This window comes from Kiloniella laminariae DSM 19542, from assembly GCF_000374005.1.
GTDB classification, from domain to species: Bacteria; Pseudomonadota; Alphaproteobacteria; order Kiloniellales; family Kiloniellaceae; genus Kiloniella; species Kiloniella laminariae.
Genome location: NZ_KB893135.1, coordinates 26,683 through 47,718 on the forward strand (window position 1 = coordinate 26,683; position 21,036 = coordinate 47,718).

At 54.2% G+C, this 21,036-nt stretch carries 16 protein-coding genes; 11 read left to right on the forward strand and 5 right to left on the reverse strand.

Features of this window, described 5'->3' with window-relative positions:
- The first annotated feature begins 24 nt into the window (after window positions 1–24).
- From B152_RS0104750 to B152_RS0104760, 3 genes are all read left to right on the forward strand, one after another.
- Window positions 25–3,021 (forward strand): peptidase associated/transthyretin-like domain-containing protein, encoded by a 2,997-nt coding sequence (locus B152_RS0104750; protein WP_020591245.1) that lies wholly within the window; start codon window positions 25–27, stop codon window positions 3,019–3,021.
- Window positions 3,022–3,221: 200 nt separating this feature from the next.
- Complete coding sequence (locus B152_RS0104755) at window positions 3,222–3,641, forward strand: DUF1761 domain-containing protein (RefSeq protein WP_020591246.1); 420 nt, start codon at window positions 3,222–3,224, stop codon at window positions 3,639–3,641.
- A 216-nt stretch (window positions 3,642–3,857) separates the two neighbouring features.
- The gene (locus B152_RS0104760) at window positions 3,858–4,271 is read left to right on the forward strand and encodes a hypothetical protein (protein ID WP_020591247.1); all 414 of its coding nucleotides are present in this window, start codon (window positions 3,858–3,860) and stop codon (window positions 4,269–4,271) included.
- 241 nt (window positions 4,272–4,512) lie between these two features.
- On the opposite strand, the gene B152_RS0104765 is transcribed toward B152_RS0104760, so the two are convergent.
- Window positions 4,513–5,520, reverse strand: a complete 1,008-nt coding sequence (locus B152_RS0104765; protein ID WP_020591248.1) for a hypothetical protein — start codon at window positions 5,518–5,520, stop codon at window positions 4,513–4,515.
- A 79-nt stretch (window positions 5,521–5,599) separates the two neighbouring features.
- On the opposite strand from B152_RS0104765, the gene B152_RS0104770 reads away from it, so the two are divergent.
- The 5 genes from B152_RS0104770 to B152_RS22545 all read left to right on the forward strand — a co-directional run bounded on the left by B152_RS0104770 (window position 5,600) and on the right by B152_RS22545 (window position 8,794).
- Window positions 5,600–5,974 (forward strand): hypothetical protein, encoded by a 375-nt coding sequence (locus tag B152_RS0104770; protein ID WP_020591249.1) that lies wholly within the window; start codon window positions 5,600–5,602, stop codon window positions 5,972–5,974.
- Window positions 5,975–6,174: 200 nt separating this feature from the next.
- Window positions 6,175–6,462, forward strand: a complete 288-nt coding sequence (locus B152_RS0104775; RefSeq protein WP_157230840.1) for a hypothetical protein — start codon at window positions 6,175–6,177, stop codon at window positions 6,460–6,462.
- Window positions 6,463–6,612: 150 nt separating this feature from the next.
- Window positions 6,613–7,569 carry a hypothetical protein gene (locus tag B152_RS0104780; RefSeq protein ID WP_020591251.1) on the forward strand — a complete coding sequence of 319 codons (957 nt, stop codon included), beginning with the start codon at window positions 6,613–6,615 and terminating at the stop codon, window positions 7,567–7,569.
- A gap of 169 nt (window positions 7,570–7,738) precedes the next feature.
- On the forward strand, window positions 7,739–8,392 hold the full coding sequence (locus tag B152_RS0104785; RefSeq protein ID WP_020591252.1) for a hypothetical protein: 654 nt from the start codon (window positions 7,739–7,741) through the stop codon (window positions 8,390–8,392).
- A 66-nt stretch (window positions 8,393–8,458) separates the two neighbouring features.
- Window positions 8,459–8,794, forward strand: coding sequence for a hypothetical protein (locus tag B152_RS22545; protein WP_020591253.1), 336 nt, complete (start codon window positions 8,459–8,461; stop codon window positions 8,792–8,794).
- 26 nt (window positions 8,795–8,820) lie between these two features.
- Here the strand turns inward: B152_RS22545 and B152_RS0104795 are convergent, their stop codons facing one another.
- Both B152_RS0104795 and B152_RS24970 read right to left on the reverse strand, forming a co-directional pair.
- Window positions 8,821–10,278 (reverse strand): terminase, encoded by a 1,458-nt coding sequence (locus B152_RS0104795; protein ID WP_020591254.1) that lies wholly within the window; start codon window positions 10,276–10,278, stop codon window positions 8,821–8,823.
- Between the two features lie 62 nt (window positions 10,279–10,340).
- Complete coding sequence (locus B152_RS24970; RefSeq protein WP_157230842.1) at window positions 10,341–10,973, reverse strand: terminase small subunit; 633 nt, start codon at window positions 10,971–10,973, stop codon at window positions 10,341–10,343.
- A 320-nt stretch (window positions 10,974–11,293) separates the two neighbouring features.
- On the opposite strand from B152_RS24970, the gene B152_RS24975 reads away from it, so the two are divergent.
- On the forward strand, window positions 11,294–15,769 hold the full coding sequence (locus tag B152_RS24975; protein ID WP_020591256.1) for a DNA topoisomerase: 4,476 nt from the start codon (window positions 11,294–11,296) through the stop codon (window positions 15,767–15,769).
- A gap of 226 nt (window positions 15,770–15,995) precedes the next feature.
- Here the strand turns inward: B152_RS24975 and B152_RS0104810 are convergent, their stop codons facing one another.
- Complete coding sequence (locus B152_RS0104810) at window positions 15,996–17,969, reverse strand: ATP-binding protein (RefSeq protein ID WP_020591257.1); 1,974 nt, start codon at window positions 17,967–17,969, stop codon at window positions 15,996–15,998.
- A 798-nt stretch (window positions 17,970–18,767) separates the two neighbouring features.
- On the opposite strand from B152_RS0104810, the gene B152_RS0104820 reads away from it, so the two are divergent.
- Together B152_RS0104820 and B152_RS0104825 are read left to right on the forward strand one after the other, a co-directional pair.
- Entirely contained in the window at window positions 18,768–19,337 is a 570-nt protein-coding gene (locus B152_RS0104820) for a DJ-1/PfpI family protein (RefSeq protein ID WP_020591259.1), read from the forward strand.
- A gap of 255 nt (window positions 19,338–19,592) precedes the next feature.
- Window positions 19,593–20,132 carry a YaeQ family protein gene (locus tag B152_RS0104825; protein ID WP_020591260.1) on the forward strand — a complete coding sequence of 180 codons (540 nt, stop codon included), beginning with the start codon at window positions 19,593–19,595 and terminating at the stop codon, window positions 20,130–20,132.
- Window positions 20,133–20,154: 22 nt separating this feature from the next.
- Here the strand turns inward: B152_RS0104825 and B152_RS0104830 are convergent, their stop codons facing one another.
- Entirely contained in the window at window positions 20,155–20,835 is a 681-nt protein-coding gene (locus tag B152_RS0104830) for a substrate-binding periplasmic protein (protein WP_157230844.1), read from the reverse strand.
- Between the last annotated feature and the right edge of the window lie 201 nt (window positions 20,836–21,036).

The window sequence follows — 21,036 nt, forward strand, 5'->3', positions numbered from 1 at the left end:
AACGCCAGACAGCGGTCTTTGGCCATGCGACGCTTCCCGCCACTTATATTTCTGCTGACAATCGCCTTCACCCTTCATCTCGGCCCGCTGGCTCTCTCAGCAAAGGCCGGGGATCTGGATGAAAAGCTTCTTCCGGCATTTGTAAAATCAAAACTCCAAAAGACTAAAGCCCAGTCCTCCGAGACACTTCAGACCGCACAATCACCAGGAACACCTCCTCCCGCTCCCTCTTCTGATCTCGAGCAGGAAGTTTTCCCTCTCCCCTTACCCGGGGAATTGACCTGGTCAGAACGCCCTGACGACGAGATATTTGTTTTTGGCCTGCAGCTTGAACGCTATGCCCTGAGCGATGCCTTTCTAATTTTCTATGATGGCCGGGAAGCCTTTGTCCCGCTTGGTTCTTTTTTGGAAGAGCTGGAATTCCCCATCACAGTAGATCCGGAAAGCGGCACGGCTTCAGGCTGGTTTCTCAATGATGACCGGGCCTTCTCTCTCGATCTTCAGGCTGGCCAGGTCACCATCCAAGGCCGTATCCGCCCGATCACGCCCGGGCGGGTAGAACGGCATCCCGATGACCTTTATGTATCTCTGTCAGAACTGGAAAGCTGGTTTCCGCTTCTACTCGAAGTGCGGTTTCAGGAACTTCAGATCGCCATCCGCCCCCTCGAGCCCCTGCCACTTCAGGAACGCATCGCCCGCGAGATCCGCCGTGCCCACCTGACAGATCTGCACGAGATCAAAAAGCTGCAGCGGATTGAGCCGGAAAACGACTGGTTCGAATGGCCTTTCGTCGATACCAGTATCCAGATCTCGGGACGAAACACAGCAAACGAGCGACAGGGGCAAGCCCGCCAGACCACAACTGTCGCCGGGATCTTCGCCGGGCTCGACAGCGAGGCAACCACCGTCGCCAGTACCGATCTTGAAAATCCGAACATGCGTCTGCGCATGGGCCGACGATCTCTGAGTGGCGGACTGCTGGGTCCCCTGGATGCCCGCTCCTTTGCTATCGGCGACGTATCAACCCCCGACTTGCCCCTGGTTGCCCAGAATGCCGTGGGCCGGGGGTTTGAGATTTCATCTTTCGACCTTGATCGACTGGAACAGACCAACCGTGTCACCCTCCGCGGGGAACTTCCGGTCGGCTGGGAGGTCGAAGTTTATCGCAACGGCGAGCTGCTTGATTTCCAGACCGACCAGGACATCGGCAATGGCAGGTATGAATTCGCCAATCTGCCAACCCTTTCCGGTTTCAATGAATTTCGTCTGGTGTTCTTTGGCCCCCAAGGGCAGAAACGTGAAGAATATGAACGTTACTTTGTTTCGCCGGAACTGGCTGAACCGGATCGAACTTCCTTTCGCCTTGCCTTTAACCAGGCCAATCGCGATCTGATTTCTTTTGACGATCAGCAGAACAGCAAAACAGACGACGGCGAAAATCGCTTTATCTTTCAAGCTGAACACGGCTTGGGCGAAACGCTTTCGGTCTCGGCGGGCCTTGCCTCGCTTTCTGTAGATGGAGAACGGCATCAGTATTTCTCCACCGGGGCGCAGACCACGCTCTTCGGCACCCTCGGCAATCTGGATCTGGCAATTGATGATACCGGAGGCCTGGCCATTGGCGGGCGGGTCCAGACACAGGTCGGGTCCTGGTCGCTTTTTGGTGAACAGGTCTGGTATCAGGATTTCCATTCGGAACAATCGGGAAGCGGGTCTGCCGACAATCATCTTCGCAGCAGGTCCACGGCAAGGATCAATGGTCACCTTCCCGATCTCGGGCTGGGTCATCAACCGGTTTCGGCCTCCATCACTCATGAGACAGGGGAAGATGGCAATTGGCAGACCAATATTTTCAATCGCATCTCAACTGTTGTGCGCCCCCTGAACCTCGCCCTTTCCTCCAGTACCCGGTTATCCCGCGATCAGGAAACTCAAAGCGATGCCCGCCTGCTGGTCAGCACTTTGGTTGACGACTTCCGCCTGCGCGGCGAACTCGGGTTTGACGTCGCGCCAGCCCAACAGTTCACTCTGGCGGCCTTTACCACGGACTGGCGGATCAATCAGGATATGGGGGCCCGGGCCGGACTGCGTCATTCCCGTGGCGGGGAAAGCATCACAACAGCCAGCCTCGGATTGAATCGGCAGTATGAAAATTTTTATCTTGGCCTCAATGTCGATGCTGACAGCAAGGGAGACTACGGCGCCCGCCTCGGTCTGTCCTTCAGCTTTGGCCACAACCCCGCCGATGATACGATCGAAGTTCGCGGCAGACCCTTTGCCCGGCAAAGCGCTGTCAGCGCCCATGTTTTTCTCGATCGTGATAACGATGGCCTCTTCGGCCCCGGCGACGAGGCCATCGAGAATGCTGGTTTCAAAGGCTCGCATCTTCCCCGGGGCACCATAACAGATCCAGAAGGATCTGCCTTTGTTGTCGGGCTGCAACCTTACAAAGCGGTTGATATTGCCCTCAACGAAGCCACACTAGAGGACCCCTTCTGGATGTCGGCCCAACCGACACGTGAACTGGTCATGCGCCCTGGCACCACAACGTCACTCCAGTTTCCCGTTATTATGACTGGCGAGATTGATGGTACGGTTCTTCTGGCCGATACAGAACGCCCTCCCCTCGAGACCGCTGCCGGGCCAGCAACAATTCCCAATATCACAGAGATCCTGCCGTCCTATGACCCGACTGCGCGCCCTGGCGATGCCCCGAAGAACCTGGGATCTCCTGGCCTTGATAACTCCGGGGGCCCTACGGACCTACCTTCCGGCACAGAACCCGGTGCTGGTATCAACATAAGGCTTCATGACAGCAATGGCACTCTTGTTGCCGAGAGTATCACAGCCTATGACGGCTTCTTTTTCCTCAACCGCATTCCCTACGGAAGCTATACTCTCAGCCTGGATCCCGAACAGCTGTCCCTGCTCGGCTACAGCCCCGGCCCGGGGCAAGAGCTGACCATCACAGACGACCAGCCTTTTGCCGAAAGCATGATACTCACAGCCTACAGGCCCTAGACTTGCTCGGGTAAATCAGGGTTTTCAGACAAACACCTCGCCCCCAACCAAACTTCCTTACCGTTTCTAGCTGTTATAGCCCGCAACGCGACCCCGAACAAAACTGTCGAGTTTTTCGCTCTGTCAGGATAACATCGCCAGATCACGGGAAAGGATATACCTCCGTACCAAAGGAAGAGATAAAAGAAAAGAGGAAGAGCATGTCGGTCAATATACTGTCAGTAGAGCTGCTTTCGGAAATCAACTGGTTTGCCGTTTTGACCGGAACCTTGGCGGCTTATGCTTTTGGCGCGCTCTGGTACTCACCACTTCTGTTCCTGCGCAGCTGGTCACTTGCCGCGAACCTGAACGACAAGCTCAGCCCCGGACCAGTCGTTTTTGCCAGTGGCTTTCTCCTAACCCTGCTCGCGGCGACAGCTCTCGCTGTTCTTTTGGGCCCCGCGCCCCAGCTTTGGGACAGCCTTATCCTCTCTTTACTTTGTGGCGGCGCTCTGATCTGTTCCTCCATCGGTGTAAACTATCTTTTTGCCGGGCGCAGTCTGCGACTCTGGCTCATAGATGGCGGCTTTCAGATCGGGCGTTTTCTATTGATCGGACTTGCCCTTGGGCTTGGGCACTGAACAAGCCTGAAACCCGACAAAAGTACCCGGCATCAAGCTTTTTGACCTGCTCAGGATTTCTTAAAAACACTAAACCCTTGATTGTTGATAAAAATAAATCAAATATATTTACAATTCAATTTCTTGACATATATCAGTTACTAGATCAAAATTTCATACAACCTTAAAGACACACCATGTCTTTGGACAAGCGTAAAGCTTACTCCAGATGAGATTATGACCACACCGACCAAACAAATTTCATCTTCTGGCAGTGCCCCCGCTTCCTCACTTGCCTATACCCGGGCTTCTTTTCATCTGAAGCCTGCAGAGAAGTTCACAGAGAAATTAATGCCCAGCTCTGACATGAGTTCCAAACCCGCCAATGCAGACGACCACAAAATCCGCAAGGCCGGTACAGGCAATGCCAGGGACCAAAGAGACATAGACGCTGATCCAGAAACCTCTTCAAAGAGATTTCTGAGAAAACTTCTTGCCAGCTTTGCCGGGGCCGTTCTCGGTGCAGCTTTCGCCCTGGCCCTCAGTTGGTTTACAATTGAGTTTATTGGCGGCGATTATGGATTGAGTACCTTGATCCTTGCCCTGGTCGGCGGCGTTATTGGCTCCGCCACAGGCCGCCTTATCAAATAGCTTTCAGCAACATCTCGCCTGCTGCCTTGATTAACAACCCCAAAAACCAAAAGCGCCGCTTCGGTCACAGGGACCTCACGGCGCTCAGGTACAATCAATCAGTCGTGGGCGCATCCTAGCCAAATTAGGAAGCTGCGCAACAGTTAATTCAGCAGATACCCCTTTTGACACAAGCTTTAACAATTGCTTAATATTACACTGGCCTGAGACACAGCTTCCCCCTGAAACGGCATAAAAGCATTCAGCCTTTATCAAACCTAGCCCGTCGGCTGTTAAAATTGGACAGTTTTGGCGCCCTGCGTACGCCCGACGGTACAAAAGTAACCCCCACGCCAAACTGCGGCTTGTCTTCTTCCTTAAGCGCATAAGGATAAAGCGTTTCTGTAGCCCTTTCATACAGCGACTTGGCAGGCTCAAAATTCCCATGATTATCATCCTGCCTCTCCCGAATCCCGCCACCCAGGCCAGTGCCCAAACCCGAACCCGAACCAAGACCAGAAGGTCCTGGAAGTCCTGCAGCCCCATAACCCGACTTTATCCCGGATACCTGTTGGCCATTTCTGAAATTGGAATGAGCCCTGGTCGAGCTGTTGGTTGGTGCTTGGACACCAAATTCGTTCAACGCACGATAGCCGTATCTTGCTAACTGGCTCGCGGCTGGCGCCCCCCTGCCCCCGACCAATCCAAGGCCAAGACCAACGGCGTCAAATTGATCAACACTGGCCAGTTCACCTGTTTTGGGATCAAGGCTCAGGTGTGAATCCACACCGGGCATAAAAAATGACCCAAACCTGTGCATAAAGGCCGCAAACGGGCTCCGGTGTTTTGCGATAGCCCGACGCGAGTTTTCTGTAATTGTGTCATACCCTCGCGCCTTTCCCATCGCATCAAGCTGCTCGGGACTATAGGCTTCGGCTTCGGTTTTAAAGCCGCCGCCCCTCACATTTGGAACGCGTGAAATTCCATTGAGGGCCACGTCCTTCTCATCCAGATAATCTTCAAGTGAGGAAAGAACGGCCTGGGTTACCGCTGTTCTCGTTCTTGTTCTCTGGCTTGGTGGCTTGTTCAGCTCTCTGGTTGCGATACTGCGGTTATGGCTGGAAGTATCAGAACCGCCATTACCAGCATCACTCCGCCCGTTACCTGTGGCGTCACTTCCGCCCCGACCTGCCCGCCCCTCCAAATCTCTGTTACCTTGATTGTTATGGCTCCCGGTTCCTCTTGCTCCCCGACTTGATCCCTTGGGCATTACGATCACTCCTTATGCTGGATAAATGACTCTTCTCTCCCCCCCTTTCATTCTGGGAGCGAGATTAAGGAGTCTGTTTATGTCTGTATGGAAGATATTTGTTTTATTTCCGGCCACTTTTCTGGTCGGCTGCCTGACGCCTCTGGAGCAGGTCGGAACAGTCGTGGGTACCCACTTTGCAATCAAGACCACGGACAATATGCAAATCCGCTCTTACGGGAACAGCAGTCCTGACGGCAACAGCGGATCAACCTTTAAAAAAGATAACCGGGCCGCCAGCGCCTCCTCTCCCCTTTCTCCTCCGGCAACAGCTCCAGAGCTGATCTGCACAAAAAAGGGAGATAAGTGTCAGGCGATCTCTCAAACTGAAATTGGCCAAATGACCCTGGAAAAAGTATGTGAAAAGAAGAGCAAAATGGATTGCTGGTATTATAAAGTCGAGCCGGAGACTTGATATACTTATCCCGCATTTTCATATGCGTTTTGCACATTGATCCAGAAAAAGAATAAATTTTATTTTCCTTGGAAACAAAGTATCAGAAACAGGATATCCGCTCAGGCCAGACTGCCGGCTTCTGTTTTCTTGACAGCTTTGCCCCTACCCGGCCAACATTCCTCGATCCATATTTTACCGGGCAAGAACAACGGACCCTCATGACCAGCAGACAACAGATATTCGAAGGACTGCTTTATCTTCTCTTCCCCCACGTCGGAATATCCGTCTGGATCAGTGAACGGATTTCTCCGATGGCAAGTGGTATTCTTGCCGCTGTCTATGCCCTTCTGCTCAGCTACCTGATTTTTATCGACCGTCCACTCTTCTCTTATCACTTCTCCAGCTTGTCACTTGTACTGCTTACGCTTTACATCGCCCTGCCCGGCCTGTTTTTCCTCGCCCGCTCTTTTGATGGTGAAGATGAAGAAGATAATTCCGGATACTGATCCCCTAGCTGATCCCGGTACTGGCACCGAAAAAAAGATCAAAAAAAACCGGAAACTTGGCAACAACCACAAGTCGTGTCACGCTGGTTCTCTCTAGTTCGGTCACTGTTGAAATATCACGCCAAAGTATTTGAACAAGGAGAACACCAGATGAAAAACCCGCCCCAAAATCCCGTTTTTTCCACAGCTGGAACCAGTCTTTCGTTACAAATGGATGGCACAGAAATCGAACATGACGTCTTCGATTACATGCAAGCCTACGTCCAGGAAGCCTTTCCTGAAAAACTTACGCCTTTGCCGGGGAACCTGCTGACCCAGCTTTGCCTCTACCTGCAATCCCTGACGGATGCGCCCACGCCTCCTTCTCCCGAACTTGTTAATGCCTATCTCTCTTATCTGGAACCACAGGCACAACAGACTGCCCGGCTTGGTGACTTCGCCCATTTCAAAGGCGCCTTGCAAACAACTCTTGAGAGCCTGTCTGGCCCCTTGTTGTTTGAACCGGCATCGCCCGAATTTATTGAAACCACCATCCAGAAAGTGGTGATCGGACGCGATCCCACCGGTATCGGCGACAGCCTCCTTCTTACGCTCAAGGCCCTGGCCAAAAGACTTGAGTTAACCCTGCCATCGAGTTTCAACCTGATCGACAAGGCTTTTGCCCGGCGCGGGGACTTCCATGTTTGTCAGGTCGACGAGTTTTTGCTGACCAAAAGTTTTCCCCTGAGCGAAATGATCCTCTTTGAACCAGACCGGATCAGATCCGCGGAAGTTTGGCGTCTGGTCGACACACCCGACATAACTGACTTTGTCGTACCATCTCTTGCCGGGTTCAGCTTTTTTCTCACAAAAGACGCGCCCCAGAAATTCCGCTCCGATGGGTCCACAACAGGGATGGCGCACGAGGCACCTGGAAAAGACCCCCTCGGCCCCTTGAGTTCCCACGTGACCGCTGATTTTTTCTATCTCAAAGGCAGCCGCAACGTCAAAACCACCCTGACTGTCTTCCCTCTGTATTTACGGTCCAATGCAGATGCGACCAAAGATTATTTCCTCAATGTTGCCGCAAAGGTTTTTGTCACCCACTATTACGCCATTGTGAAATAACGCCCCCGGCAAGAGGACAAAAAGCAGGGGACAACCGGAAGATAGCGCCCCAGGTTTTTTCTGCCTTGCCGTTATCACGCCCCTATCGTGGTCGGCAGAGGCTCAAGCCTTGTCTTGCCAGCCGTACAAACTCCCCCTAAACTCGCTACAACTATTGGGGGTTATTTACATGAAATCTGCTCTGAAAGCATTCCTGCTGTCAGCATCTGTCCTGCTGCCAGCCCAGGTCCTTGCCGAAACCGGCACGTTGGAACAGCAAACCGCGATCTGGCTGGAACACATCCGCGCGCCTTCCCCGGAAGCAGCAGCGTTCTATCAAAAGCAGAGCGAACTCTACCGCACAAGTTTTACCGCCTATCCCGGTGCCGTCCTTGGCCCGCTCCAGGAACTGGCTGCCCATTTCTCTGCCCCCGGCGAAGCCATCCCCTATGGCGACTGCATGATCGAAGGCCAGCAAAAAAAGGCCTTTCTCAACACCCCTGCCGGACAGGAAGAATTCAAACAGATGCTGGCCGTCGCACCGCCGCAGCTTCACAGTCTGGTCAAAAAAATGGCCGAAAAATCAACTTCGATCACCCTCGGGGAACAGGTCTCGGCCTGTCGCTGTGCCAATGAACACACCTGGAACAGCGTCCTGACGGCCGACCACCGCGCGGTCTACAACAAAATGGTCCAGGGCATCAGCCTCGATCAGTCCGAACGCAAAACCCTGACCACAGAAGCCAGCAGCTTTACCCCCCTCAGCAGCGGTTACGACCCGATGGAATGCGGCCTGAAAGCCATTGGCCTCTATGATGAATATCTGAAAATTCAGGGATATTGAGACGAATAAAACAGATCTCATATTACACCAGCGCTGAATTATAGAAATCACTAGTGAGAAATGTAGATGAGAACAAAAAATATCATATTTTTTTGTGGAACAATATTTTCAACAATAATTCTGGCATCAGTATCATATGCCCTGACGTTTGGAGATTCTAACTTTGGGTATAATAATTATCCCTCTCACTCCTGTAACAAGCCACGTACTAAACCACACAAGCCCTATCGGATCACTCAGCAGATAGAAATAGATCAGTACAATCAGCAAGTTAGTCGCTACAACCAAGAAATAGAAGAATATTTCAACTGTATAGATAGTTATGTCGAAGCCGCCAAGAACGATATGGATCGTATCAGAGATAAAGCCAATGAAGCCATATCAGAAGCCAGAAGGCTGTGATCGATAAAGATCCTTCCCCCTTAGCCCTACCCCCCCGGTTCGTAATCCATAATTGCCGTGTCAAAATCGCCGGGTTCGTCGCCCCATTTGACAACCTCTTCGGCGAAGGTCAGGGCCAGGGCGTCGGCGACATCGGGTGAGTGCAGGCCGCGCTTTTTCATGTCGGATTTTTTCTCCAGCTGCAGGCGGTTTTTGGCGTCAAAGCCGTATTCAATCCCGGTCAGGTCGCTTTCAAGTTCGCTGTCATCCGCCGGAATATCCGCCGTCTTGAGCCAGTCGCGCAGGCGGCTCCACATTTCCGCGCGTTTGTTGAGAAAGCTCTTGTGATCCTGCGCGGTTGATCCGGCGTTGACGTCGATCACCGCATGGCCAAGCTGGTGCAGGCGATCAACCACGCCGCCGCCAACCCCGACGCCATCGACCAGCACGCCGTCAGGTTTGTAGCGTCCGATCGCCTCGATCACAAAGCTGGCAAGGGCCATGGTATCAACCCGGTATTTGCGAATTTCCAGCAGCTTGCGCCCCTGACGGATAAGGATCACTGACTGGTCATCGCCAAATCTTGCCACATCCACGCCGATCACTATCGGCTGTTCCGGCTGCGGTGGCAGCTCACGCGCCCTGGCTTCAGCCACCAATTGCCCGGAAATAAACTGGGTCGAGCCCGCGCGGGGGAAGACACCACGCACCCGCACCCGGACAAAATCGCTGTCCTCGCCATAGTCTTCGACCCACTGCTGCATCAGATCGGCGTTGGTGCCTTCAACCGCGCGACTGTCGATCTGGCGGCTGTGCCAGCGGTGGCGCAGGCGGTGAAAACACTCAAAAAACCGCCCGGAATTGCGGGTTGGGTTGCCAAAGACAAAGCGCATCGGCTCCCCATCGGTCAGGCCCCCGTCCGACACTTCCCAGATTTTATCCGGCACCGCCGAAGCCTCATCAAACAGATAAAAAGGCGTCGAGTTGGCGGCGTGCAACCCGGCAAAGCTTTCCGAGTTTTCCTCGCGGCAGGTCTGCGCGTCACAACGCCAGCTCTCGGCGTGGCTCTTGTGGCTGAGCGACATGTTGCCCTTGCTCGCATTGTACTGAAACCAGTGTCCGGTCAGACAGCGGCGGTGCCACTTTCCCAGCTCGGCCCAGGTCTTGGTCCGTAGCTGATCCCCGGTGTTGGAAGTCACGACCCCCTTGGCAAAGGGCCGGGTCGAGAGAATAAACAGGATCAGCCATGCCGACATCGCCGACTTGCCAATGCCGTGGCCTGACGCCGTGGCGATATCGGTCGGGGCGACAGGATGCACGCCGTCAAAGCCTCTGCTGCGGATCTGTGCGCCCAGATGGTCCAGATAGTCACGCTGCCAGGCACGCGGCCCGGCAAAGTCCGCCAGATCGCCCCTGCCCCAGTCAAACGCCCAGAGCACAAAGCCGAGCGGATCGGCATAAAAGCGCGCGCAATCCTCGGCAATGTCCAGATCAACCCTGGCCATAGTTCAATCCTGTCCTGCTAAAGAATAAGGGATGTTTTCTACAATAAAGCCCGCAAAGCAGGTCAGTTGGCCTGTTCGGGTTGGGTGGCCTGTTCGGGTTGCCCGGGCTGCACCCCGCCAGCCTGAACCTCGCCAACCTGAACCCCACCGGTCTGAACCCGTTTGCGTCCACGGGCGAGGCGTTCCATCAGAGCACTTTCGATCCCGACATCCACCCGTTCCTTGAAGGCCTGAACCGAGACATGTTTGCCGATCAGCTCCAGCGCCTTGCCCGCGCCCGCATACTGGAACTTGTATTCCCCGGCCGCATCCGGTACCGGGCTGCGCTGCATACAGCGTTCGAACAGCTCAACCGCCCCGCGCAGCACGTAATCCGCATCGATTTTCAAGCGCGCGGACCGCTCGGCCAGCGCCTGATCCACCGCTGTCCGTACCGCTGGCATGCCCAGCACCCGGCTGCCGCTCTGCTGCGCGCCTGCTGGCGAATATCCCGCCCGCACCGCCGCCTGTGTGGCATTGAGATCAACCAGATATTCCTCGACAAAACGGCTTTGCCGCGCCGACAGTTTGGCACTGGACTGTTCATGAAACTTTGCCTTGATAGCTCTCTGGGTCGTTCTCTGGGACTTTCCAGACGCGTTGCCCGGATCTGACGCCCCAGCCTTCCCGGCTTCCGGTTTTGACTTCTGCTGCACAACCCCTCCAAAACCGTTCAAGATCAATAGACTGAACAGAATTTTAAGGCAGCCAGAGCCGTCCCTCAACTCATCATAAGCTTGAAACACAAACCGGGATGGCCCGGAAGGGAAGCTTTCCCTTTCGGAGAAAACATATCGCTGGTAACACCAGCCCCGCCTGACCAGCCCCAATACAACACCAGTCCCGGCACAGTCCCGCCCCAAAACCCGGCGGGTTAAAAAAAATCTCCATTCGGGACTTATGCTTTTGCTGGCTTTGGGTGCTGGCTTTGGGCTAAAAGCGGATAACGGTGTGTTTGAGAGTTAGGGATTGCGGATTGTCGACCATAGTTATTACGGAAAAGACTTCTCAGAAGCGGGATGTCCAGGCGGCGGTTGGCAATGACTACGGGCGCATTCTCCCGGCAGAGGGACACCTGCTCAGCCTGCAGGAACCGCAACAGGTTGAAAGCAGCTGGGGCCGCTGGTCCTTTGACCTGCTCAAGCCCGATGACTTTTACCCGACCTGTCCCGCGCCCGATGCCTCGCCCTCGGCCAAGTCAAAGCTGCAGGCCATTGCCGATGCGCTCAAGACCGCCACCCGCGTCATTATCGCGACCGACTGCGACCGCGAAGGTCAGTTGATCGGCGAGGAAATCCTGCGCCACTACAAATTTTCCGGCAAGGTCGAACGGGCCATGTTCACCGCGCAGGATGAAAAGACCCTGCGCCAGGCCTTTGCCAATCTGGAACCGAACGAAAAGTATTACAATCTGGGTCAGGCCGCGGTGGTGCGTCAGCAGGCCGATCAGGTCTACAACCTGTCGCTGACCCGCGCGGCGACGGTCGCATTGAAACAGCCGGGACAGTACGGTGCCATTGGTATTGGCCGGGTCAAGACCCCGACCATGGCGATTGTCTGCATGCGCGAGCTGGAAATCCGTGACTTTACGCCCCAGGATTATTACCACCTCGTCGCCACTGCCAATGTAAAGCTCCAGCTGGGAACCGACGCCGCCCCACAGGAACAAGACGGCACGCTCGATCTGCGCCACGCCCCGAAAAACAAGATCCTCGACCCGGATCAGGCCGAGGCCTTGCGCGCTGCGGTCGAGGGTTATCAGGGGCCGCTGAAGGCCGAAAAGAAGATCAAGTCGACCAAGCCGCCGCGCCTGCTTGATCTGCCGGAACTGCAAAAGATCTGCGCGCGACGCTGGGGCTGGACCGCCGACAAGACCCTGAACATTGCCCAGGAACTGTACGATGGCGAAGGCAAGAAGATCCAGACCTACCCCCGCGCTGAATCGCGCTATCTGGCGGAAAACCAGATCGAGGACATTGCTGAGATTATCCAGGGTCTGACGGGTCTGCCGCAGTACCAGAACATCGACCTGAGCAAGCCGGAAGTGCGCAAGGGCAAAAGCGGCCATTTCTCGGATGCGGGGCTCAAGGGGGTCTCGCACCACGCGATTGTGCCGAACAAGAACACCATGGACCGCATCACCACGATCTATCCGCGCCTGAGCGAAGACGAGCAGCGCATGTTTGATCTGGTCGCCAGTTCCTATCTCGCCATTCTGCTGCCCGATTATGTCTATGAGTCCACCACCGTGGCCATGGATGTGCCGGTCACCCTGCCCAACCCCGACGGCAGCCCCGCAAAGGAAAAGATCCTCGACTTCAAGGTCACCGGGAACATTCCGAAAGAACAGGGCTGGAAAGCGGTCTACACCGATGTGATGGAGAAAAAGGAAGAGGACGCCAGTGAAGAGGGGCGTGAGTTACCTCCAGTGCAGGACGGCGACCTTGCCACGCTCAATCCCGTGACCACCGACAGTAAAAAGACCAAGGCCCCGCCACGTTATAACGAGGGTACGCTGATCGATGCCATGCAGAACGCCTGGCGCTTTGTCGAAGACAAGGACCTGAAAGAACGGCTCAAGGAAGCCAAGGGCATCGGCACCCCGGCGACCCGCGCCTCGGTCATTACCGGGCTCAAGGTCCAGAACTTTCTGGCCCAGAGCGGCAAGCACATCATCCCGACCGAGGCTGGCCTGACGCTCTACAGCACGCTCAAGACCGCCGCGCCTGAACTGGTGGATCCCGGCGTGACCGCGATCTGGGAAATGCATCTGGATGACGTGCTCGAAGGCAAGCAGTCGGCGCGACAGGTCTGGGACGACATCGGCAGGGATACTGCGCGTCTGATCAACATCATCAAGACCAACGCCGCCTCTGCCCCCAAGATCAACACCGGGGTTGCCATGCCCAAGGGGGCCGGGCGGGGCAAGCCGACCGACAAGATGAAAGAAACCGCCAAATCCATCGCGGCGGCGCGCGGCCTGAAACTGCCCAAGGGCTACACTTCAGACTTTGAAACCTGCCGCGACTTTCTCGATGAACATCTCGGCGGCAAGGGCAAGGTTGAAAGCCCCGAAAAACAACGTGAACGCCAGATCGCCAGCATGGAAAAGCAACTGGCGGGCGGCATGATCAAGGGGCTGGGGGCCAAGGCCGCCAAACAGCTGGCCGAAACCTTTGGCCCGGAAGCGCTGGATATCATCCTCAACCAGCCGGACAAGCTCGAGGCACAGGCCAAGGACCTGGGCCTGACCAAGGCCAAGCTCACCCTGCTCAGCGATTGGGCCAGTGAACGCCGGAACTCTGCCCTCCTTGCCAGCTTCCTGCATAACCACGGGGTCGAGCCCGTCCGCGCCCTGCGCCTGCTTCAGGCCTGGCCCGGCAAGACCGCCGCCGAGATCATCGATCTGCTGCGTGCCGATCCCTATTGTTTCCTGCGGGTGACCCGTGGCCTGCCCTTTGCCATGGCCGACACCCTGGCCCACCGTCTGGGGCTGGAGCCCAATTCCCCCCTGCGCGCCCGTGCCGCCCTTTATCACGCGCTGGCCCAGGCGGCGGATTATCGCGGCAGGAATGCCCTGCTGGCCCAGCTGGAAAAACGCCTCGACCTGCCGCTGGATCTGCTGGTTTCTGCGCTAGAGGCCGAACGGGCGGACAAACAGATCCATCTGGTCAAGGACCGCAAGCGCTACGAAGAAAAACCTCCCCAGAATCAAACAGGCTATGAAGTTGAAGAACTGATCCTGCACGACCACTGGCAGGCCGAACAGAAAATCAGCAAGCGGCTCAAGGCCCTGCGCGACGGCAGCGCGCTCTGGGCCGGGATCGAGGCTGAAAAGGCGGTGGACTGGGTGCGGGACAAGGGCAAGATCCCCCTGACCATCAACCAGAAACAGACCGTCATCGGCCTGCTCGCCAAGCCCGACACGGGCAAGATCCGCCTGATCAATGGCAGCCCGAACACAGGCAAGTTGACCGTCACCCGCGCCTTCCTGCGCATCCTCGCGGCCAAGGGCTTTTCCATTGCCCTGACCTCGGCCAGTGCAGCCGAAGCCCGTGATCTCGCCAAAGACCCGGCGCTCAAGGACTACAGCGCCACCTCGCTGGTCAAGCTGCTGGACTACACCGCCAAATCGGGCAATTTCAAACACAACAGCCGCAAGCCGCTGGATTGCCAGCTGCTGGTGATTACCTCTGCCGCGTTGCTTGATCGCGCCCTGCTGCTGGCGGCGCTCGAAGCCCTGCCCGAAGACGCCGGATTGCTGCTGATCGATGACATGACCCGCCTGCCCGCCGCCGGATCGGGCCGGGTACTCGAAGAACTGACCCGACAGGCCGATGTGCCCTGGCTGGCGCTGTGGGATCTGCCGCCAGAACTGGAACACAACCGCCTGTCCGATAACCAGCTGCGCCTGTTCCACGGCAGACCGCCCAACCTGAAGCGCGAAAAACCTGCTGCAGAAATGCAGGCAAAAATGGCCGAAGACAAACACCCCCATCCCTCTCGTATCAAGGATGGCAAGACCGTAACCCTCAAGACAGGCCCCAACGCGCAGGGCAGTTTTTATCTGGTCGAGACCAGTGACCCCGCCGACAGCCTGCGCAAGATCACCGAAATCATCAGCAACCGCCTGCCCAAATCCTTCAAGCTGGACCCGCGCAAGGACCTGCAGGTCATCTGTCTTTCCGCCTTGGGCGAACTCGGCCCGCGCAAGCTGAACCTGCGCCTGCAACAGCTGCTCAACCCGCCCGAAGACGGCCTCTTTGTCGATCGTTTTGGCTGGCGCTTTCGCATCGGTGACAAGGTTACCTTGAGCGAGAACGACCCCGAACGCGACCTGCTCGCGGGCGACTGTGGCATCATCAAGGACATCACCCGCGATGACCTGCCGCCCCTGGCCGGGCCAGTCCCGGCGACAGCTTCCGGGCCACGATCAACGACTGTATCTGAAGATATATCTGCCCCAGCAACCCTGACAGCATCTTCCCCCGATGCCGCGCTCCCTGCAGCCCCCACAGCCTCTGGCACAGCCACGAGTACGGCCTCTGCCATGACCTCGAACATCGCAGCGCCACAGACAACAGAACCCGCAGCAGTGCAAGATCAGGATAGCAGACTGGATACAGGCTCCAGGCTAGACACAGTTCCCAAGCTGGATACAGGCCGCATCACCATCGACTTCCAGGGCAAAAGCCACGACCTCGCCTTTGACGAGCTCGACCGCCTCTCCCTCGCCTATGCCCTGCATGCCCCGCGCAGCCGCGCCCAGCAAAGCACCGCCGCCCTGATCATCGGCCCCTGTTCATCTGGAAATACATCTGGCGCGCCATCAGACAGCCCGCCCGCCGCACTCCCCAGCGACGAAGAAAAGAAAACCCTCTACAGCGCCCTGACCCACCCCCACGACCTCGCCATCATCCTCGCCCCCAAATCCGCCGTCGATTGGGTGTGAGGGGGGGCTGGTAAAGCAGTAAGTATAGGAGAATCTAAGAACCATAATTTGATGACTGCTTTGTGCCATTAGCGGACCTTCACTACTGGCGCATAAAAAGCTGCTGTGTTTTACCAATACCGCAGCTACGCCAAGAATTTGAACCAGCGCTTATACTTACCAATGGGCCTAACTCAACCCTCCGAGATTGTTACGGTCAATAACCATTCTCAGAGGGGAACGATTTCTATATGTCGTCACCATAGTGAGACTGCTGATATTTATGAGCTTCTTCTGGATCATTAAGCATTTGGAAGAGTTCCTGCAGGCAAATAACCTCAATATAAGAGTTCGCTGAGCAAAGCCGATGTGTTAGGCCGTGGTGTGATCGACGGTGAGTTAGTTCTGAATCAAGATACGAAATCACTGAATATTCTTTGTCGAAATCTTTGCCCATCTCCCAAAACACTGCAAGATCGACATCGTTCTCGTGTTTGTCTCCACCTTCAAACTCTCTGATCAATCCATCTAAACAGAATTTATACTCAAGAACCTTCGGTTGAGTCGTGTATGTCTTTGTAAGCTGTTCTCCGAACACTCCGAGCGGATTATTTTTTTGGCAGAATTCATATGCCGACAATGGATCTTCCGCGGAGAAGCGGAAAACGCCGTCGTATTGGGATGATTGTGAAGTTGCGAGTAGCTTTAATCCACGAATAACCCCACCTGCGATTAATTGATTGAATAAAACGATTACGTCTTGCTCGCTTTGTGGGACACACATAACAGAAATCTTTTTCGTAGGCAGAAAGAAGCCATCATTTTTAAGCACTAGGGGGTGATCGGCCTCATATTGTTCTTGATATTTTAGCCATTCATGTACCTTAAGCTCTTTATCGATATCAGTATGTGCACCGCTATCCGATTTCAAGATATCCTCTCTTCTCGCGCTTAGCTGTTTAACGACCCCCGCAGCAATTTTTTCGGCCAGTTCTTTAAGTTCAGGTTGAAACCCCTTCCGACCCAAGTCAGGTTCAGCGCCCTCAAAGTGAACGATCACATGGCTTTGGTTTTGATGGCCCATACTCTTGGACAATGGAATGGTAATAAGCTCACCTTGCGGCATGCTGTTGCTTGCAATTTGGAGGCCACCTTTGATGATTCTCAATCCCTGCCTGAGTTTAGCCTTCTTGTCATTTAATTGGTCCCAAATCTCGGTCGAATATACAAAGTAACCGTAGGCAGTAACATTGTGAGTTTTAGCCAGTTCAATTTCATCATCTGATAGTCGAGCTAACGGCAAAACTTGGTCGAGCGAATAAACTTCATAAATACCATTCGATTTTCGAAATTTGTCTATTGCTCTCGCAGGGTCTTTACCTTCGTTCAAAGCTTTTTGCTGAATCTCAACAATCTTCCGAAGTTGTTGGCTTGCATGGACCTCTAAGTGGGGAAACTTATATTTTGCTTCCTGCTCTTCAAGGCTTGTAACTTTGCCATCCTTGTCCATGACCCTCAAATCAAATTGGATATTTGAGGCAGAACAACTTGGTAATTTAATCGAACCAAGAGGTGTCTTAATAAGCAGCAAATACAGCCACTGTTCTGCTGTTTTTGCTTGATACCACCCAAGATTTTTAGGGCGAACATGCTTGCCTGAGAACGCAATTTTGAAGCTGGTTCCTTGGTCAAGCGCATCGAACGCGTTGCTCTTAGTCTTTGCTGGCTCAATAAGCGGACGCGAAACAGTCCCCTCGTGATCCTCAATCCACTCGCGCCCTCTGCGCATCGTGCCTTGATAAGAGAAGAGGCGATTCTTCGTCCGTATAGTTAGGTCATTAAACCCATATGCAATGTACGTGACACCAACGCCCTTGTTGCCCCGTGTCTCGCCTCCCGACTTGAACGAAATACTCGGTGCTAGGAACGCTTTAAATTCTGCTTCCTCAAATCCACATCCATTATCCAAAACTTCGATAGAATTCTCATTCAGATCAACGATGATCGTGACCTTAGGGTAGATCTTCGTATCTGCCTCGCACCTCTTCTCAACTGCGTCCATAGCATTTTGGATCAACTCGGAAAGGGGGTCATAATTACTTACATATGACTTCAAAATATTCTTGATTTCGCGTTTTTTCGCAGAAGCAAGGACATTTGCATCTGTTAAACCAGCGGCGTCGAGTGGGTCCCAGGTCACAGATTGATTGGTTGACGTCATTGATCCATCTTTCTTGTTGTATCACACAGTTAAGTCTTGAATATTGGCATCACTGTGTGGCGATCTCTATGCAATTTTTCAAACATTAAAGCTAGTCAGTGCGCAACACAACATGGTTTAAAGGAGAGCCGAAATTAAGACCGTTTGACTGAACGCTGGGTCCGTCCTTGTCGAAATTATACAAAAACGAGGCCCGCTCAGCCTTCGGCTAATGATTTTGCCCTCCAAAAAGCTCATGCACGAAACAATTTCTATTTCCCGCATTTCTCGCGATCTTGACTTTGAATTTGGTCAATGGCGGGTAAGTCACCGACGGCTCAAGAAACGGTTGGTCAGTTACAGCGATTTGGAGGCATTTACGGATCGTTCGGTAACAAGATCTGTCTTGGGTAGCAATGGGAATGACGAAGGCAAACTTTTCTTAATTTCCTCACTGGGCCGCACCACCTTGATGTGCTTGTAATCGGCAAGTTCGAGGACGGTGTCGGGCAGTAAAGTCCACATAGTTGTCGTTTCGCTATCTGAATGGTGAGGACCGCTTCGGGTTGAAAGCTTACATTCGGATCAATCAAAACGACAAATCATCTTGCTCTTATTTCACAAAATTTACGAAACTAAAAATCCCTTTATAGCTGCAAAAACACTATACAAATCTACTAAAGAGATCAATCAAGATTAAGCATCCATCGGCGCCAATCACCACCTCAGGGCGAAATTAACCATTGCGCAAACACTTTGTTCACGATAGGTTCCCGTCAAAAGCACCCCAGACGAACAGACCCCACAAGGACAGCGACGATGGCTAAAATTGCGGTACTACTCACGCCAGGTTTTGCTGATTGGGAATACGCCTTGATTGCGGGAACAGGCGGGCCGTTTTATGGTCTCGATGTCCGTTTTTTTGCGCCTGTGACGGGCGATGTGCAATCCCAGGGCGGGCTGACGGCCCTTGTTTCACAGGATCTGGACGCGCTTGCAGCGTGGCAGCCCGCGGCGGTTGTGGTTGTCGGCGGCATGATCTGGGAGACGGATCAGGCACCGGATATCAGCGATCTTCTCAAGGCTCAACATGCCCGTGGCGCTGCGGTTGCGGGGATCTGTGGCGGCACGCTGGCCCTTGCCCGGGCCGGACTGCTCAATGATCTGCGCCACACCTCGAACGATCCGGATTTTCTCACGCGCAATGCCGCGACTTACGCGGGTTCCGCGCATTATGTCAGCAGCCCTTGCGCGGTCTCGGCGGATCGGGTGATTACCGCCCCCGGCACCGCCCCGGCCAGTTTCACAGCCGAAGTTTTTGCCGCCGTGGGCTTCGCCCAGGAAGCAGTGGCACAATTCAAGGCAATGATGGCCGCAGAACACGCCTGACCCTCAATAGTCCCATCTCAAAATCCCCGACTGACCCAAACGGTTGCGCTTTCGAACAGCTCAATCGAAGCACCCCTTTTTGGGGTCAGCGCCTGTTCGGCCCTCCTGCCCGAATAGCCCTGTCCAGCAGATAATCCCGCTATTGGGCTCCCGGGCCTCCCCGGGCGGTTCTTTTTAAGCTTTCCCAAAGTTGCCAGACCCAGTACACATCCCTGATTGTGATATTCCCCGGATACATTTCCCCAAGGACAAGACATGGCGCAGAAAGCCACCATCTATAAAGTTGAACTTTCCGTTGCCGATATGGATCGTCACTATTACGAAACCCATAACCTGACCGTTGCCAAACATCCGTCCGAAACCGATGAACGCCTGATGGTGCGCCTTCTCGCTTTTGCCCTGAATGCCCATGAACAGCTGGAATTTACCAAGGGCATCTCGACCGATGACGAGCCCGACGTCTGGCAGAAAAGCCTGAGCGGCGAGATTGAGCTGTGGGTGGCGCTGGGCCTGCCGGGCGAGAAAATCATCCGTCAATCCTGCGGCAAGGCCGATAAGGTGATTATCTATTCCTACGGCGGCAGTACAGCGGATATGTGGTGGGAAAAAACCAGAAACAGCACCACCCGGTTTGATAATCTCCAGGTGATCAATTTTTCCAGAACAGACACCAGTGAACTGGGAAAACTGGCCAACCGTTCAATGCGGTTGCAGGTCAACATCCAGGACGGCGATATCATGGTCTCTGTCGATGACAGCAGCTTGCACATCACCCCGATCAAGTGGAAATCCTGATCCGGCAGGCCTGCCTTAATCCCTAGCTGGCAGAAGATATTTCTTCAATGTATTGGGCCCGGATCTTTGCGATGGTGCCCTCTCTTTCCATTCTTTTCAGAACCGCCGTCAGCTTTGGCACCAGATGCTGGTTCTTTTTGTGCAGGTAATGGAACAAGGGGTAGGTCTCGACCACGTGGTAATAAACCGGGGTCTTCATCTCCTTAACAAATTTCTTGGCAAGGGGGATAGAGGTCAGACGCGCCAAAATAATCACGTCGCATCTGTTGCTGCCCAGCTTTGTAAAAAGCTGCTCGTTGGAATTGCTGGTATCGACGGGTAAATCCCTGGTACCGATTTCGGAAAACTTTACACCGTTGCGAATGCAAACCCGATAGGGCTTCAGATCTTGCCACGCTGACAAGGTGATGTCGGGGTCTGTTGTAATGGCAACTCCCTCCATAATCCCGATGGGCACGGGCAGCATAAGGAGGTTTTTGTATCTTAAGTGCACATTTTTAATGCGGTAGAGTTCTCCATCGACGCTTCCCGAATTAGCCACCGCCAAGGCTCTGGCGGCAGGCAAAGCAGAAAACCGGGCCTCGATACCCATCCGCGCATAAGCTTCGCGCATGACGCGTTCACTAATGGTGGAGTAGGAAGATTTTTCAATTGCGGAAAAGACAAGCGGCTCTTGCGCCGCCACCAATTGTGATAGCGCCACCGATAGCGACACCGATAACGAAGCCGAACAAAGAAAAATGAGCATCCTGATAAATCGATTGGACCTCTGACTCATCCCTGATCCTTGTTTTTATACTGGTCTCCAAAATCACACTGAAAATCTGTACCGGGTATCATCATAAAGACGGAAAATAAAAATTGGCTTAAAGCCTTCAAGGTCAAGCGCTCAAACGGTGGAGCG

Excerpts from the sequence above, each read along its gene's own strand:
- B152_RS0104750 (WP_020591245.1), top strand. The coding sequence starts at position 25 with ATGCGACGCTTCCCGCCACTTATATTTCTGCTGACAATCGCCTTCACC.
- B152_RS0104755 (WP_020591246.1), top strand. The coding sequence starts at position 3,222 with ATGTCGGTCAATATACTGTCAGTAGAGCTGCTTTCGGAAATCAACTGG.
- B152_RS0104760 (WP_020591247.1), top strand. The coding sequence starts at position 3,858 with ATGACCACACCGACCAAACAAATTTCATCTTCTGGCAGTGCCCCCGCT.
- B152_RS0104765 (WP_020591248.1), bottom strand. The coding sequence starts at position 5,520 with ATGCCCAAGGGATCAAGTCGGGGAGCAAGAGGAACCGGGAGCCATAAC.
- B152_RS0104770 (WP_020591249.1), top strand. The coding sequence starts at position 5,600 with ATGTCTGTATGGAAGATATTTGTTTTATTTCCGGCCACTTTTCTGGTC.
- B152_RS0104775 (WP_157230840.1), top strand. The coding sequence starts at position 6,175 with ATGACCAGCAGACAACAGATATTCGAAGGACTGCTTTATCTTCTCTTC.
- B152_RS0104780 (WP_020591251.1), top strand. The coding sequence starts at position 6,613 with ATGAAAAACCCGCCCCAAAATCCCGTTTTTTCCACAGCTGGAACCAGT.
- B152_RS0104785 (WP_020591252.1), top strand. The coding sequence starts at position 7,739 with ATGAAATCTGCTCTGAAAGCATTCCTGCTGTCAGCATCTGTCCTGCTG.
- B152_RS22545 (WP_020591253.1), top strand. The coding sequence starts at position 8,459 with ATGAGAACAAAAAATATCATATTTTTTTGTGGAACAATATTTTCAACA.
- B152_RS0104795 (WP_020591254.1), bottom strand. The coding sequence starts at position 10,278 with ATGGCCAGGGTTGATCTGGACATTGCCGAGGATTGCGCGCGCTTTTAT.
- B152_RS0104810 (WP_020591257.1), bottom strand. The coding sequence starts at position 17,969 with ATGACGTCAACCAATCAATCTGTGACCTGGGACCCACTCGACGCCGCT.
- B152_RS0104820 (WP_020591259.1), top strand. The coding sequence starts at position 18,768 with ATGGCTAAAATTGCGGTACTACTCACGCCAGGTTTTGCTGATTGGGAA.
- B152_RS0104825 (WP_020591260.1), top strand. The coding sequence starts at position 19,593 with ATGGCGCAGAAAGCCACCATCTATAAAGTTGAACTTTCCGTTGCCGAT.